The organism is Pradoshia eiseniae (genome assembly GCF_002946355.1).
Lineage (GTDB): Bacteria > Bacillota > Bacilli > Bacillales > Pradoshiaceae > Pradoshia > Pradoshia eiseniae.
Map to the genome: position 1 here is coordinate 146,917 of NZ_PKOZ01000005.1, position 16,263 is coordinate 163,179.

General features: G+C 41.9%; 13 protein-coding genes. 3 read left to right on the forward strand and 10 right to left on the reverse strand.

The features are described 5' to 3' along the window. Positions 1–72: 72 nt before the first annotated feature. Positions 73–2,421, forward strand: coding sequence for an RNA polymerase recycling motor HelD (helD, locus tag CYL18_RS10685; protein WP_104849497.1), 2,349 nt, complete (start codon positions 73–75; stop codon positions 2,419–2,421). 48 nt (positions 2,422–2,469) lie between these two features. Here helD and CYL18_RS10690 read toward each other — a convergent pair whose 3' ends face one another. Further along, positions 2,470–3,747: an ATP-binding protein gene (locus CYL18_RS10690; protein WP_161497124.1), complete on the reverse strand. Its 1,278-nt coding sequence runs from the start codon at positions 3,745–3,747 to the stop codon at positions 2,470–2,472. A 531-nt stretch (positions 3,748–4,278) separates the two neighbouring features. Here CYL18_RS10690 and CYL18_RS10695 point away from each other — a divergent pair. After that, complete coding sequence (locus CYL18_RS10695; protein ID WP_146102843.1) at positions 4,279–4,665, forward strand: hypothetical protein; 387 nt, start codon at positions 4,279–4,281, stop codon at positions 4,663–4,665. A gap of 198 nt (positions 4,666–4,863) precedes the next feature. Here the strand turns inward: CYL18_RS10695 and CYL18_RS10700 are convergent, their stop codons facing one another. The 7 genes from CYL18_RS10700 to CYL18_RS10730 all read right to left on the reverse strand — a co-directional run bounded on the left by CYL18_RS10700 (position 4,864) and on the right by CYL18_RS10730 (position 12,411). Continuing rightward, positions 4,864–6,339, reverse strand: a complete 1,476-nt coding sequence (locus CYL18_RS10700; protein WP_104849500.1) for a S1C family serine protease — start codon at positions 6,337–6,339, stop codon at positions 4,864–4,866. Positions 6,340–6,549: 210 nt separating this feature from the next. Further along, positions 6,550–8,040 carry a HAMP domain-containing sensor histidine kinase gene (locus tag CYL18_RS10705; RefSeq protein WP_236636383.1) on the reverse strand — a complete coding sequence of 497 codons (1,491 nt, stop codon included), beginning with the start codon at positions 8,038–8,040 and terminating at the stop codon, positions 6,550–6,552. After that, positions 8,021–8,710, reverse strand: a complete 690-nt coding sequence (locus tag CYL18_RS10710; RefSeq protein ID WP_104849501.1) for a response regulator transcription factor — start codon at positions 8,708–8,710, stop codon at positions 8,021–8,023. The genes CYL18_RS10705 and CYL18_RS10710 overlap by 20 nt, the downstream gene beginning before the upstream one ends. 77 nt (positions 8,711–8,787) lie before the next feature. Then, positions 8,788–9,483, reverse strand: coding sequence for an ABC transporter ATP-binding protein (locus tag CYL18_RS10715; protein ID WP_104849502.1), 696 nt, complete (start codon positions 9,481–9,483; stop codon positions 8,788–8,790). Between the two features lie 13 nt (positions 9,484–9,496). Then, positions 9,497–10,987, reverse strand: a complete 1,491-nt coding sequence (locus tag CYL18_RS10720; RefSeq protein WP_104849503.1) for an ABC transporter permease — start codon at positions 10,985–10,987, stop codon at positions 9,497–9,499. 168 nt (positions 10,988–11,155) lie between these two features. Next, positions 11,156–12,076, reverse strand: a complete 921-nt coding sequence (locus CYL18_RS10725) for a ketopantoate reductase family protein (protein WP_104849581.1) — start codon at positions 12,074–12,076, stop codon at positions 11,156–11,158. Positions 12,077–12,168: 92 nt separating this feature from the next. Continuing rightward, complete coding sequence (locus CYL18_RS10730; protein ID WP_104849504.1) at positions 12,169–12,411, reverse strand: YkuS family protein; 243 nt, start codon at positions 12,409–12,411, stop codon at positions 12,169–12,171. A 169-nt stretch (positions 12,412–12,580) separates the two neighbouring features. Here CYL18_RS10730 and CYL18_RS10735 point away from each other — a divergent pair, with 169 nt between their 5' ends. Next, positions 12,581–12,859, forward strand: a complete 279-nt coding sequence (locus CYL18_RS10735) for an AbrB/MazE/SpoVT family DNA-binding domain-containing protein (protein ID WP_104849505.1) — start codon at positions 12,581–12,583, stop codon at positions 12,857–12,859. A gap of 159 nt (positions 12,860–13,018) precedes the next feature. Here CYL18_RS10735 and ade read toward each other — a convergent pair whose 3' ends face one another. Both ade and pdxR read right to left on the reverse strand, forming a co-directional pair. Continuing rightward, positions 13,019–14,755 carry an adenine deaminase gene (ade, locus tag CYL18_RS10740; protein ID WP_104849506.1) on the reverse strand — a complete coding sequence of 579 codons (1,737 nt, stop codon included), beginning with the start codon at positions 14,753–14,755 and terminating at the stop codon, positions 13,019–13,021. 112 nt (positions 14,756–14,867) lie between these two features. Continuing rightward, the gene (pdxR, locus tag CYL18_RS10745; RefSeq protein ID WP_104849507.1) at positions 14,868–16,259 is read right to left on the reverse strand and encodes a MocR-like pyridoxine biosynthesis transcription factor PdxR; all 1,392 of its coding nucleotides are present in this window, start codon (positions 16,257–16,259) and stop codon (positions 14,868–14,870) included. Between the last annotated feature and the right edge of the window lie 4 nt (positions 16,260–16,263).

A 16,263-nucleotide genomic window follows, 5' to 3' on the forward strand; every position in this document is an offset into this window, starting at 1 on the left:
CTTGCCGCACCTGCAAAAAAATCATATCTATGTTTAACAAAGTCTAATTATAAAATCCTGGAGGGTTCGCATATGAATAAATCTGAATCCATTGAACTACGGGCAGAAAAAGACAGATTAGCAGAAATCATCTCCTTAATTGAGAAACGGTTTGCCAGCGTAAAAGAATCGCAAGGCGGGGTCAGACAGGATGTCACCGAGATACGACAAACCTTCTGGGATGATGTAACGGTGAATATCGATAACACAGAGGATGCGGTAGAGACATTAGCAAGCATACGCCAGCAGGCTGAGCTATTATCTGAACGTGAGCGGGCACATGGACATATGAACAGGCAGCTAAAAACGTTAAGTCTGCTGAAGGATTCCCCCTACTTCGGCCGCGTAGACTTCCATGAAGACGGAGAACCAACTTCAGATATCATCTATCTCGGTATCTCTTCCCTTATGGACGATGCCCAAGAGAATTTTCTCATCTATGATTGGCGGGCACCCATCTCAAGCATCTATTATGACTATTCACCGGGTCCAGCTCAATATGAAACGCCAGGCGGCGTCATCACAGGCGAGATGGAAAGAAAAAGACAGTACATTATTAAGAGCGGACAATTGAAAAGCATGTTCGATACAGGAATCACGATTGGCGATGAAATCCTAAAGGAAGTGCTTGGCCAAAACGCAGACAACCAAATGAAGAATATCGTCGCCACTATACAAAAGGAACAGAACACCCTTATCCGCAATGACAAGAATCGATATTTAGTCGTTCAAGGAGCAGCCGGAAGCGGCAAGACCTCCGCCGCCCTGCAGCGCGTTGCCTATCTCCTATACCGGCATGTTCATGAAATTAAGGCAGATAATATCCTGCTCTTTTCTCCCAATCCGTTATTTAGCAGCTATACAGCTACGGTTCTCCCCTCACTTGGGGAAGACAATATGCAGCAAGTCACCTTCTTTGACTACATGGCTAAACTTATTGGAGAGGACTATAAGGTGAGCGATCCATTTGAACAGATGGAGTATGTTCTAAGAGGAAAAGAGGATGAACTATACGAGGCCAGAATAGAGGCCATTCGTTTTAAAAATTCATTGGAATATAAGGGATTAATTGACCGCTATATCCAATCTCTCAGCAAGGAAGGACTTCAATTCAAAAATATTGTCCTTCGTCAAAAGACCTTAATTTCATCTGCTGAAATGGCTAACTATTTTTATTCACTTGACCCATCCCTATCCATTCAAAGCCGCCTTCAATCGGTGAAGGAATGGCTGCTAAAGGAGCTATATAGAATAGAGAAAATAGAGCGCAAAGCCGAATGGGTAGAGGAAGAAATAGAGCTACTTGATACAAAGGACTATATTGGCACATATCGATCCATGCGTAAAAGAAAATCCTACACAGAAGATACATTTGATGATTTTGACCGGGAAAAAAATGAGCTTGCCAAAAAAGTCACTCATAAATATTTCAAGCCAATTCGGATTGCCATCAAGCAACACCGTTTCCTCCATGTCAAAAAGATGTACAAAGACTTATTTCAGAACAATATCACTGACCGATTAAGAATAGAAGGTGACACCACTCTCCCAAAACGATGGGAGGAGATAGGAAAACTGACCAGGAGGGAAATCAGCCAAAATCGCCTTCCATATGAAGATGCAGCCCCGTATCTGTATTTCAAGGAAGAGCTTGAGGGCACGCGATCAAATCGAACGATCCGCCATTTATTCATCGATGAGGCACAGGATTACTCAGCCTTTCATCTAGAAGTAATCCAGCGCCTCTTCCCAAACTGCCGGATGACGATACTGGGAGATATGAATCAAGCAATCTACACCCATTCTTACGGAGCGCCAACCCTGCTCTCTCCGGAGCTTTATCCAGCGGATGAGACGGAAAAGATCATCTTATTAAAGAGCTATCGTTCCACTCGTCAAATAATCGACTTCAGCAGCAAGATCTTAAGCCAAGTTCAGATTGAACCTTTTAACAGAAACGGAGCACTCCCTGTTCTGTATAAGCAAGAAGACGAGTATGCTTCCTTTAGATTGATTAACCAGCTGCTTGAACACTTGCAGAATGGCGGACACCAAACCATCGCTATTATTTGCAAAACACAAAATGAAGCTGATGCAGCATATGAACAACTGAAGGTTAAAGATGATGTACAGCTGATGGATAAATCCATCTATCGTTTCACGAAAGGGATCCTTATCCTTCCTGCATACTTAGCAAAAGGAATTGAATTCGATGCAGTCATACTCTTTGATGCATCAAAGGAAAAATACGGCCATGAGCATGAACGGAATCTGTTATATACTGCCTGCACCCGAGCCATGCATGAGCTCCATATTCTCACCTGCGGAGAAGCAAGCCCGTTTCTTAAAGCGATTCCAACAGATTTATATGAGATTAAGTGAGCTGACTTACAAAGAAATCCCCTCACGTAGTTTTCACGCAGGGGATTTCTATTGTTCTGGATGTTCTGGATGTCCTGGCAAGTATATGGTAAACGTCGTACCTTCTAGAGGCTTACTTTTGACGCGAATGGAACCGTGCATAGATTTAACAATCCGATAGACAGCAACCATCCCTAAGCCTGTCCCTTTCACACCTTTTGTAGAAAAATATGGTTCCCCCAGTCTGCCAAGCTGTTCATCATCCATACCTATGCCTGTATCAGATATAGTGATATTAACACCTTTTCCATTCTTGGCTAGCTGCGCCTTCACAAGTAAAACACCGCCATTGTGCATCGATTCAATCGCGTTCTTCACAAGATTGACAAAGCATTGCTGGAATAAGTGTTTTTCACCGTTCACGTAAAAAATGGGGACATGACATTGAATAAACACAGCATTCATATTCGCAAGCGGTTTCACAATCTCTATCACCTTAAGAACCTCAGATTGTATTTCAATGGTTTCTTGTAACTCCATGGAGGGCTTTGCAAAGGCTAGATAGTCGTTAATTATATTCTCTGCCCGATTTAATTCAGAAATGGCAATATCAATGAATTGCTGCTTCTTCTCTTTCGACAAATTATCATCACTCTTCAATAATTGCAAAAATCCCTTTGTAGCGGTTAAAGGGTTGCGTACTTCATGGGAAATGGAGGCAGCCAGATGACTGACGGCCTGGAGCTTTTCGGTATTAATAATTTCCCGTTTCAGCATCCTGCTCCTTTTTAGACTTTCAATATAATATACAAGTACAAGCAATCCTCCCACATAAACAAGCATGTACAGCAGGCTATCAAACCAAATCCATTCATCTGAGAAAAAAATATTCGCTAAAGACAAACTACTAATAGAAGAAATCAGCGAAATCAGGACTGCCTGTGTATATTTCTTTTTAATTGGGATTTTCACATAGATTTTCCGTAAATAAAGGGTCATTAACAGCGCCGGCAAACTGGCCAAAAATGCATAAAGACCTTGAAGCGGATGAATAACTGCCGATACAGCCACTAAAAGAATAAACAGCATGGTCCCTATCCATGCACGTCCATATAGTATTCCGATAATGATAACTAAATCCCCAGCATGTAATGAAAGGGATGAATTAATTTCAGAGACAAAAAATAGCCTATTGATGCTTAGGCTGCATGCAAGCGTGATAAATACGGCCAAATAATTGTTGTTTTCCACCGCTTCTCTTTTAACGTGCCAGAAATGGTTAATTTGTACGCAGATCAAGATGATAAACAAGTTGATGATACAACTTTCAACAAGGTCATTGATCATATTTTTCTCCCTCTTGAAATAGGTTGGCATATAATGAAGTTTAGTGGAAAATTTATGCAATGTAAATGTAAAATGACATTTTTTTCTAAAAATTCTTACAGTAATATATTTTGTTTTCCTATATTCGAGTCCCTTTTCCTTTCTTCTACATTTTATAATATATTCCATAATATTTTATTGACATAACTGTCCCTTTTTCTATCTCTGCTAAATAGCCATCTTTAGCTCCTTTACCCTCTTTGTCATATCCTCACTTGCCTTCCTGAACTGATCCGTCATCATACAACAAGCTTTCAATATAATTTCCGGCATAGGTTTTTGGCTGTTCATCTAATTGGCATTCCCATTTCCTTAATCACAAAAAATCCTTTATCTTCCATTTAACCAACACTCTTAGATGCTTGAATTTGACTACTCATTACTCTTTCTATCTTCAAGCTAATGATTGCCTCCCATTCAAGTGCAAAAGGAATCTAATAGTTACAGATAGAAATAAGAATAGGAAAGTTTTAAATAAATTGGAGGTGCAAAGTGATGAAATCACTGCTTTTATATATTACCCTACTAGTATTAACAGCATGCCTAATATCCTGCCAAAAAGATGATGAGGAATCCTTCAAATCAATCTATTTAAATAAAGGCATAGATAAAATTGTCATCAAAGATAAAAATATTAATTTTAGAGAAATAACTGATATTGAAAGGATTAACAAATGGACAGCAAATGTTGATGAGCTAAGATTTATACGTGACGAAAACCAGGAAGAACGAGATTTTCTTTTAATTTATGATGGTTGTTCAGTTAAAGCATTTCATCAAAACGAAGAAATTGGTGACTTTAAATTATCGAAATTTAATGGCGTGTACTATAAACGTAACGCCGAGTTTGATAAACAGGTAGAGTTGTTGTGTAAATAGATTCGGCTCATTGAGCATAAATTAATTAACATTCCATACGAACAGCCAAAAAACAAACCATAAAAAAGACAGATTCGACTGAATCTGCCTTAAACCTAAAGGAACTTGAACGAATCAAGTTCCTTTAGCGAAATCTTCTCTATTCAAATAAAGTCAGCTATCCTAGGAGGGAAGATAGCAACCGTTATTCACTAAGTTTTATTTCTCTGTTAGCGTTACTGTGACGGTTTTAACAACACCATCACGATAAAGCTTGATTTTGACGGTATCACCATTCTTTGTTTGGCTGTACAAATATTTTCTAAATTCGCTAAGACTAGATACCTCGGTATCATCAATGGACACAATCACATCGTAGGCTTCGATTCCAGCTTGTGCAGCAGGTGATTCAGCCTCGACCTGTGTGACGACCAAGCCGTTTGTTACATCAGCTGGAAGCTTAAGCTGACGTTCAAGCACATATTGCGGAATCTCCGCAATCGATTGCAAGCCAACACCTACATATGCGCGCTGCACTGAACCATCTGCCAGGAGATCATTAACAATGGTTTTCGCTTCTTGGGACGGAATTGCAAACCCAATACCTTCCACACCATCTGAAGAGATTTTCATGCTATTGATCCCAATGACCTGACCGCTTAGATTCACGAGTGCCCCTCCGCTGTTTCCAGGATTGATAGCAGCATCTGTCTGGATGACATCCATGTCCCATTCACCAGCGGATGTGGATACAGTCACCGTGCGCTGTAAACCGCTTATGATTCCTTGTGTGACTGAACCGGAGAAATCGAGACCTAGCGGGTTTCCGATTGCTAGCACCTCCTGGCCGACACTCAATTTATCAGAATCGCCAAATTCCGCGACCTCTTTGACATTTTCGCTGCTTATTTCCAGGACAGCAAGGTCTGTTAATGCATCTGCGCCGATCAGCTTTGCTTCTACCTTTGTCTCATTCGCTAAATATACTTCTATCGAATCGGCACCTTCAATGACATGGTTATTCGTCACGATATAGGCATGATCGCCATCCTTTTTAAAGATAACGCCAGAACCAGTTCCCGATTCTTTATTTTGTGAGCCCTCTTCCTCTGAAGTTGGCAATCCATAATTATAATAATTTTCCGGGCTCATCTTCTGAATGTTGACCACACCAACGACTGCCGGAGATACCTTATTAATCATCTTAATTGTGTCGCTTGTGGAGACAGAAGTCTCGTCTATTTGCAGTCCATCCTTGTCATCAACCTTGGCAACGGCTGTTTCAACCGATTTCACCGTTCCATCCTCACCGCCGGGCAGGATTCCAGTCAAATCAACAAAGCCGAAATACGAGCCGGAACCAAGAACAATCACTGCACTTAGCAGCGCTGTAACGAGAGGGGTGACCCATCTGCTCTTCTCTTTTGATGTTCTGCTTTCTGCGGGTTCCCTTTCCGTTGGCTTTTCTAGTATAATGGAGTCAACGGATTCCTGGGCAGATTGTTCATAAGTCTCCTTGTCCTTTTGAGCAGAGTTCAGTTCATGATATCCTTGATAGGATAGATAGGTTGGGTTAATTTTATGGCTTCGGTACTCACCGTTTGCTTCATCACTGCTTGTTTCATTAATTGGCCCATGTTCATTTGGCTTTTTTTCCTCCAAATCATCATGTTCATTCCGATTAGTGAAATCCATTCTATTCCTCTCCTTACCTGTTTTGCTTCTTTATATATATAATTACCGCAGACTAGTCATTTCCTTCTAATACTACTATATCCGAGCATTGTGTCAGAAAAATGTCAAACTAATAATTTTTTATGATTCATTTAAAACAAAATGCATGCACCTTGGATCTTAATAAAGCAAATGGAAGCTTATGTCCGAAAGCCTCCATTTACCATATTCTTAATCATCAAAGGGAAGCGTAATGGTAAAAATAGTTCCATCCTGGCTGCTTTCTTTCAGCTTCAAATCGCCCCCCATGGCTCTTGCTAACATTTTACTGAAAGGAAGCCCAAGCCCTAGTCCTCTAACCTTATATTTCTTTTCTTCACCGCGATAGAATCGCTCAAATATCAAATCTTGCTCCGCAGCCGGGATACCAGGTCCGTTATCCTGAAAATCTATTGCCACCCAGTGGGCATCTGCTAAACAGATGGTAATTGTTATCTTGCCTTTCCCTTGAATAGCCTGCCTTGCATTATTGAGCAAATTCAAGAGAATTTGCTGTAGGCGAAGCACATCCGTATATATCTCGATATCTTCATCCGGTTTATCGATGGTTACCTCAATAGGCACATTATCCTGAATAAGGCTCCATTGATAGACCATCTCCTTAAGGCTTTCTCCAATATAAATTGGCTTCTTGTTTACGGGAATCGCATTGGCTGCGAATGAGTTGAAATCAAGCAAATCACTAACCATCTTCTGCAATCGATTCGTTTCCTGTAAGGAGATAGCTAGAAACTCCTTTGCCTCCTCCCCTGTTACAACCTCATCATTAACCGCCTGTAAAAGTCCGCTGATGGAGGTGACAGGGGTCTTCAATTCATGCGTAACACCAGCAAGCAGCTCCGCCCTGATTGATTCTAATTGTTCAAGCTTATAAGCCATTTCTTTAAATGAGTGAACAAGATCATACACCTCTTGCTCCTTCACCTTTTCATTTAATTCGATATCATAATTGCCTGCCTCAACTTGCTTCGCAGCTTTAGCCACATTTTCAATTGGCTTAAGCAAGCGTCTAGAGAGAATATAGATTGCCGCCCAGCCAAGAAGAGCTGCACTAATGACCATCAGGAACAAGAGCTTGTACTCCTGGTCGACTGCTGTCAATTCCTCCTCTGACTGGATGACCACAATCCAGCCAAGTACAGAATCATTCAAGGCTATTGGACGCTTGACCAAATAATAATCTTTTCCGTCAATATTCTTTAACTTCCGTACTTCTTTATTACTTGAAATTAATTTCTGTGAAAAGGAAGAGATATTCAAATGATCTTTTGAGCGGTTCTCCATCAGTATCGATCCATTCGTATCCACAACGTAAATCGATGGACTTCCGCTGAGCTCAAGCAGCTTCTGCCGATTATAAAACAACTCTGCATCGCCGTCTGTCGGAATATCTGTCCCAACTATTTGATCGAGCATGCGTGCGGCTACTTCCTCCGCCAAATAGCGGTCAATGGCGAGATTCTTATTCAACGTCGATTGCCGGATGATGATTCCGGTAACAAAACCGATGATAGTCAAGCCAATAACAAGGGTAACGAGGTATCGAATCGTCCAATAGCGCAGAAGACTAATTCTTTTCTCCTCGTCCTGCTCGTCAGTAAACTTGCCTTTCAAGAGGCCAAATATGTTCGTTAACTTACGCTTATTTTTTATCGTAGACACTCAACTGATACCCCAATCCCCGCAGAGTTTTGATTTCTCCCTCAGTGCTTGGCCAATTCTTCAAAGCCTTCCGAAGCCTCTTAATGGATAAATCGACTGCGCGGTCACTGCCATCATAATCCAGTCCCCATACATGTTCAATCAGCTGGTCGCGTGTAAACAGCTGGTTCGGATGCTGGCCAAAAAAAATGAGCAAAGCGAGATCACGTGGAGTTAAGTCAAGCTCAATGCCATGCAATGAAACCGTATGGGACTTCATGTTGATTGATAAGGAGCCATATTGCTTCCGTTCTTTATCATCAATAACCTTAATGGACCTTCTTAATACAGCCTGTACCCTTGCCACTACCTCATCACCAACAAATGGCTTCGTGATATAATCATCCGCTCCGTCATTCAAGCCTGTAAGCCGGTAGTTCACATCGCCAAGGGCAGTCAGCATTATAACAGGGCACGTGCTTTCTGAACGGATGCCCTTTAGAATATCCCATCCGTTTTTTCCCGGGAGCATCACATCGAGCAGCACCAAATCTGGATTATACCCACGGAACGCATCGAGTGCTTCTTCGCCTGTATACACTTGTTTTGTCTCATAGCCGGCTTTTTTCAAATATGCCTTCAATACTTGGCTGATGGCTATTTCATCTTCAACAATCAATATCTTATGCATCCTGCAACACTCCCTAATAAAAACGAATAGGACAAAAATCCCCGAAGTTTTTCGGAGATCTTTTGTTTACTCTTATCTTACACCAATACTGGCTTTTCTGTATTTGAAACGGTGATTTCGCCTTTGGATAAGCGAATGTTCACGTCAGATATCTTAGATAAATTATGGTCATGCGTAACAACAATGACGCATTTATCTTCCTTATGGGCGAGATCAAGGAATAATTCAATAATCTCACTCGCTGTATCCTCATCTAAATTTCCTGTTGGCTCATCGGCCACAATCAAATCAGATTGACAGCATAGGGCACGCGCAATCGATACACGCTGCTGCTGGCCGCCGCTCAAGGTAAGTACCTTCTGATTGGCCTGTTTCTCATTAATACCGACCTTCTTCAGCATCTCAATCGCATAGGCACGACGATTATCCACCTTCGCTCCCGTGATTTCCATGGCCGTCGTGATATTTTGCAAGGCTGTCATATAAGGAAGCAGATTATAGGACTGGAATACAATCGAGACATATTTGTTCCGAAATTTGGAGTAGCCAATTTTCTTAATATCCTTCCCCTCATACAGCACTTCTCCACCCTTAGGCATATCGAGCGCACTTGCTAACGCAAGGAAGGTTGTCTTCCCGGACCCTGAAGGACCTACAATGGTATAGAAAAGCCCTTTATTAAAGGATACATTAATGTTCTTTAGTATGTCTTGATTTTTATTCCCAAACTTATACCAATAACTTACATCCTTGAATTCCAGTAAATTAGTCATTCATTTCTCCTCCTTAGTCCTGTCTTGAAAGAATCGCTTTAGGCTGCAATCGAAGTACCGATAATGAAGGGATTAATGTCGCGATGACAGCAATCAATAAGCCAATTCCAGCAAGCTTGCCAAGATCAGCCCCCGTTACTTGAACATCAAGATCAACTGCTTGAACATCTGCATCCGCTTGATTATTTGGTTGACCTGGACCGACGAATCCTCTTGGAGGGCCCATTTGCATGCCTCTTCCGCCAAATTCAGTTATATCTGCACGTGAATTTGCAGAAGACTCTTCTTGTTGCGAGAGGAGCTGGTCACCAATCTTATCAGCTACTAAATTACCTGTCAGCGAAGCGATTCCAATCGCAAAGACAGCTATAATAAGAATTTCAACAATAAACTGCCCGATTAATTTCCCTTTTTTCTCACCTATCGCTAGAAGGACACCCATTTCATACTTTCGCTCGCGAATTCCGAGCATCACAATTAATCCTAAAATAATCGCACCTGCAATGGTCACTAAATAAACGATGTTTTTAGAGAAAGAGGCGACATTATTGATTGGCTCTACCATTTGCTGATAAAGACTGTCATTTGCGTCCAATTTATATGTATCTAAATCAATGACATCCATTGCTACTGCATCCTCAATGAATGCATCTGTATCGGCAGGATCTGCCATATAATAAGTTGCACTGTCGATGGTACCCTCATAATCTTCGCCTTTAATTTCATTAGCTAATGTATAAGGAACATAAATTTGATTATACGGGTTCATGGAAGTAAAACTCATTCCCATAGGATCAGTTGATGCGGAGGTCGTTTTGTAGATTCCGATAATCTCTGCTTTTACTGTTTTATCCTCATCGCTAGAAGAGGCAACTGTAATCTTATCACCGACAGATAAATCATTTTCCTCTGCTAATGTTTCTTCCATAATGGCGACATTTTCACCAATATGTTCATCCGAAATATGTGTCCCCTCAATCATTTCTGCATTTCCATCCATAAAATCAGTGGTTGCATCAGTGAAAACCACTCCTTGAAGGGTCACATCTGCATCAGCCATTCCCATATCAGGCATTCTTACACCCATTGGATTTGAATCACTCGCTGTATCATTTGATGAAGCTTCAATCGGATCGAAATTGCTGGCCACAGCCTGTGTGCTAGAAGTGAAATTATAGCCGCTCAATTGTGATAAAGTTGTTAGTGCCTCGGCATCCTCTACCTCAACAGGCGTTTGTGAGAAACGAAATGGCTCACGGCCTTCCTCTGACCCAGCACTTTCTCTTGCCTCTCGCTGCTCCTGCATCATTTTTTCTTGATCAAAGCTCAGTGTCACGGTTCCGCCAAGCTGCTGCTTCGCAAGCTCTGCTGACGTCGTAGCCGCACTCTGGATTGATAATCCACTCAATACCAAAACGCAGATAACCGTAAAGACAAATAACTGTAATAGACTTTTGCACTTCTTTGCTTTTACGCTCAAGAATGCTCTCTTGATAAAGTTCATCTACTTTTTCCGTCCTTCCTCATGTTGTTGCCAGTTATGTAACTAACTTTCTAGCTACTACTTTAAATCGGAAATATGTCAATCAAATGTCATAAAAAATAAACATACGTGAAAATAAATAAAAAAAGGAACCTTCTATCAAAGAAGATTCCTTTACCATTCAGACTATTATTCTGCTAGTGATTTCTCATAAATTTTCAAATGTGCATATGACGCATGAAGAAGGGGTGTCTCCAGATTGTACTGCTCAGCCAGTTCAAGAAGATATCCTTGCAGATGGTCCGCTTCAGTCCTATATCCTTTTTCCATATCACGAAGCATCGAAGACTTCATTTCATATCCTAATGCCTTTATTTTCTCTATCTGCCGTTCTCTCGCACCATCTTCCAAGGGTGCATGATGTTCTTGGAAAATGAGTAAAATCTCATCAAGCAAGCCTTCGATCACACGCATCCCGGAATCAGTCTCTTTAATTATGCCAATCGCCGCTCTCATCATCGTCGTAATGCCGGAGAAGAGCGTGATAAAGAGATACTTCTCCCACATATCCTTCTTAATCATAATGCTGTGGTTAGCACTCATATATGCTCCGCTGCATAAATCAGCAAATCTCTGTGCCCGCTCTGTCGGCTTTCCATCCAGCTCACCGAATACGATATCATGGAATTTACTCGTCTGACGAATAACTCCATCATTTGTTAGAGTTGTCTCAATGAAGCAAAGTCCCCCGAGAACACGCTCTGTGCCAAATGCCTTCTGCAATTCTCCCAAATGAGTCACCCCATTAAGGAGTGGAATGACAGCTGTTCTATCTGAGACATAGGAGGCCATATCCTTAATCGCACTCTCCAAATGATACGATTTCACTGCTAAAAGGACATAATCAAAAGGAGCAGCATCCTCCCCGTTTACTAGCACCTTCGGCCTGCATGTATAATCCCCATGTACACTTTGGATGACAAGTCCTCGCTCCATTAGCTCTTGTTTCCTTCTCTCCCGAACCAGGAAAGTCACATCTGCCCCCGCCTCTGTCAATCTGCCGCCAAAATAACCGCCGATACCGCCTGCCCCAATGATTAAAACCCTCACCATCGCACAACCCCTTTTTATTCCATTTTACACAAAAAATAGCGGCAATGAATAGATTTCTCCATTCATTGCCGCTATTTAGTGCAATCCTCTTATTGAAGTCTGCTTTCCACTTCAGAGCACACTTGATCTGCCGTTAATCCATCTGCATTAATGACAGGACCCTCAATTGTAACATCCTGCATGCCCATCACGTTCTGGTCTATTCCAGAGATGACACAACAGTCACAGTTCGCAGCATCATGTTCATGATTTAGCTGCACTACCTCATGACCTTTATCACGAAGTGCCTGCTGAACATCAGATAAAGATTCTTCTACCCCTATTTTAGCCATTGATTACACCTCCTCCAAGGCTAGGATGTACAGGAAAGGAGGAGAATATTCACTTAGCAAAACATTTTGATTTCGAAATATTACAGTATTATTAATAACTGTCATTTCTATTTACTATTTGTCAAATTAATACTATTATTCTATAAAAAGGGAAAGAATGTGATACTCAATGAAATCTACTGGTATAGTCAGAAAGGTCGACGAACTTGGACGCATTGTTCTTCCGATTGAATTGAGACGTACCTTGGATATTAACATAAAGGACTCCATTGAAATCTTCACGGATGAAGATCAAATTATCCTTCAGAAATACATGCCCGGTAAAGCGTGCATCATTACAGGCGAGGTGAGCAACAACAATATTACACTCGCCAACGGCAAAATCATATTAAGCCCGGAAGGCATGCGCCGTCTTTCAGATGAATTGCATCAAGTCATTAAACAATAAGACTTACTCTTCGTACAGGCGGAAAGATCCGCCTGTTTTTTTATCATGTTCAATAGACTATGTATAATTAAGAAATCGAAACCATAAATGAATGGAAAATATAAAAAAACTGGCCTCAAAAAAATCATGAGGATTTTTTATGGAGGCCAGCTTTTCATTTTAGGCATCAATCGAGATATGTTTGAACTCCGTGACATCGAAGAGTCCATCAATCGTAATCTTACATGCCGGAATAACCGGAAGTGCCAGGAATGACAGGGTCAGGAATGGATTGAAGTCCTGTGAAACCCCTAAGTCAGCTAATACTTGATTCATTTCGCTCAATTGTCCGTAGACAGCATTTGCGCTTTCCATTGACATCAAGCCTGCTATTGGCAAAGCAAGCTTGGCCCGCACTTTTCCTTCACTGACAATGACCAGCCCTCCTCGGCTTTTTTCAAGCTCCTGAATGGCTGCCAGCATGTCTTCATCATTCGTGCCAGTGACAATTAAATTATGAGAATCATGTGCAACCGTCGTGGCCAAAGCTCCTGATTTCAGCCCTAGCCCCTTAACAATTCCGAGGCCAATCTTGCCTGTCGCGTTATGCCGTTCAATAAGAGCAATCTTTAGATGATCAAGATGGGTATCCGATTTGAAGAAGCCCTCCTTTGTCCGATTCGTCTTCTCGATGAGACGTTTGGTGATTAGGCTGTTCGGAATGATGCCAATGATATTTGCTTCTTCCCCCTTCAACTTGATTGTCAAATCCTTCAACTCAATCTTACCGAGGGAAACGGTATTCGCCAGATTATCCGCTATAGCATACGGATAGTCCTCTGGGAATCCCTGGACAGAACCTTCGCTTACGATACATTTCCCGTTCTTATAGACAGAATGGATGGCAACCTCTTCAAGACTATCAAGCATTAAAAAGTCTGCTTTATAGCCTGGAGCAAGCGCTCCTTGATTGTTCAGACGGAAGCATTCAGCCGCATTCAAGGTTGCCATTTGATAGGCCGTCATGACAGGAATACCTTCTGCAATGGCTAATTTGATACAATTATTAATGCTGCCCTCCATCATGACGTCATCCAAATGGCGGTCATCTGTTACAAACAGGCATCTTCTCGCGTTCCGCTCATTAACGGCCCCGATGATCTGCTTCAAATCCTTTGCGACAGTCCCTTCCCGAATCATGAGATACATCCCCTTCTCAAGACGGGCCTTTGCCTCTTCCGCAGTCGTACACTCATGATCCGTATGAATACCGGCAGCCATATATACATTAATGGCTTTCCCAGACAAACCAGCAGCATGACCATCAATCAATTTATGCTGTTTCCTTGCATCCAGCAGTTTCTCAACCATGGAAGGCTCGCTCTCAAGCACGGCTTGATAATTCATGACCTCCGCAAGTCCAAGTACACGCGGCTGTTCATAAAATGGAGCTAGATCCTTACTGTTCAAAATCGCTCCCGCTTCTTCAAATTCCGTAGCAGGAACACAGGATGGAAGCATGAAATACGCATCAAAAGGGAGGCCCTCCGTATGTTCAATCATGTATTGAATTCCATCTGCTCCACATACATTGGCAATTTCATGAGGGTCAGCAATGACAGCGGTCACACCATTCTTCACCTGAACCTTTGCAAATTCCAACGGGCTAACCATTGTGGATTCAATGTGCACATGGCCGTCAATAAAAGAGGGGCTGATGTATCGCCCTGCGGCATTTACTTCTCTTTTGCCTTCGTATTGACCAATACCAGCAATCACCCCGTCGACAATCGCAATATCTCCATGCTGAATCTCACCGGTAAATACATTCAAAATTTTGCCGTCTTTAACAACAAGATCTGCCGGCTCCTTTCCTGAAGCTACATTGATTCGTCTTTTCATTAAGCTGTAATCCATCCTAATCACCCTTTTTCTATGTTAGTAATCTCTTAAGATGTAATAATGAAATAAATTTAACCTACTATAACACATAATAAGGAGCAATGAGAATTGCTTATTTTCTATATTTTCAACTATTAAGACACCCTAATAGTCGGTCAATGGACTGTCCAAGCTCAGCCTCTGCTATCCCGGCAAAACCAAGCACGATGGTTGGAGGAAAATCCTCCTTCACGATAGAATAATCAGAAAGAGTGTGCAGGAGAATCCCTTTCTCCCTTGCCCGTTCCTTTATTTGCTCCTCATTCATCCCATTATGGACAACAAGTGCAATATGAAGGCCTGATTTCTCGCCGATTACGGAAAGAATTTCCCTATGAGGCTTCAAATGTTCTAGTACTATTTCTAATTTCCTACGATACACCTTCCGCATCCGGTTCAGATGACGCTCAAATTCCCCATCACGCATAAAACGAGCTAGAAGATGCTGATCCATCCTCGATACGGAGGAATGCCCGAATCCTGCTTCTTGATAGCGGGAAAGTAATTCATCTGGCAGAACCATGAAGCTAATACGAATGGACGGCATTAAGGATTTGGAGAAGGAACCGAAATAAATCACCTTCCCAAAGCTGTCCATGCTTGCAAGTGAGGGAATAGATTTGCCGCTATAGCGGAATTCACTGTCATAATCATCCTCGATAATGAACCTCTCCTTCGATTCAGCTGCCCATGAAAGCAATTGAACACGCCGATTATAGGACAGGACGGTCCCAAACGGGAAATGATGGGATGGTGTTGTATAGAGAATATCCATATTCCCTTGCAAGACCTCATCAATCTTTAACCCATCCTCATCCACTCCTACAGCCCGAACCTTATTCGGGAAATGGCGCATGATACGGTTCATGACCTGATAACCAGGGTTTTCAACGCCATATTTTGCCTGGCTGCCAAATAAGAGGACCAATTGCTGCAGCAGGATTTCAAGGCCTGCTCCAATGATAATTTGCCGAGGCTCACAAATGACACCTCTTGCATGGTACAAATAGGTCGCAATCTCTCTTCTTAGTTCCATTTCACCAAAGGGGTCGCCAAGCAATAATAAATCTTGGTTATTGAAATCAATCAAATCCTTTGCCAATCTCCTCCACGTCTTGAAGGGGAACACGCTGACATCAATATGACTCGGATGAAAGGATTGAATAATCTGCTCACCCGGCTCATCCCTCTTTTCTGAGCAGCTTTCCCCAGGCTGTATGTATTCCAAATCCTTTGAGGCCAAACAATAGTATCCTTTCCGAGGAAGCACCTCAATATATCCCTCTGCAACCAATTGCTGATAAGCTGCATCTACTGTATTTTGACTGATTTGCAGGTAATCAGAGAGATTCCGTTTCGAAGGTAGCTTCGTTTGATACGGTAATCTGCCGGACATGATTTCATTTTTGATAAAAACATACAGCTGCTCATAGATTGGAATTCGGCTATCACGGTTTAGTTCACACGCTAATCTATTCATCTTT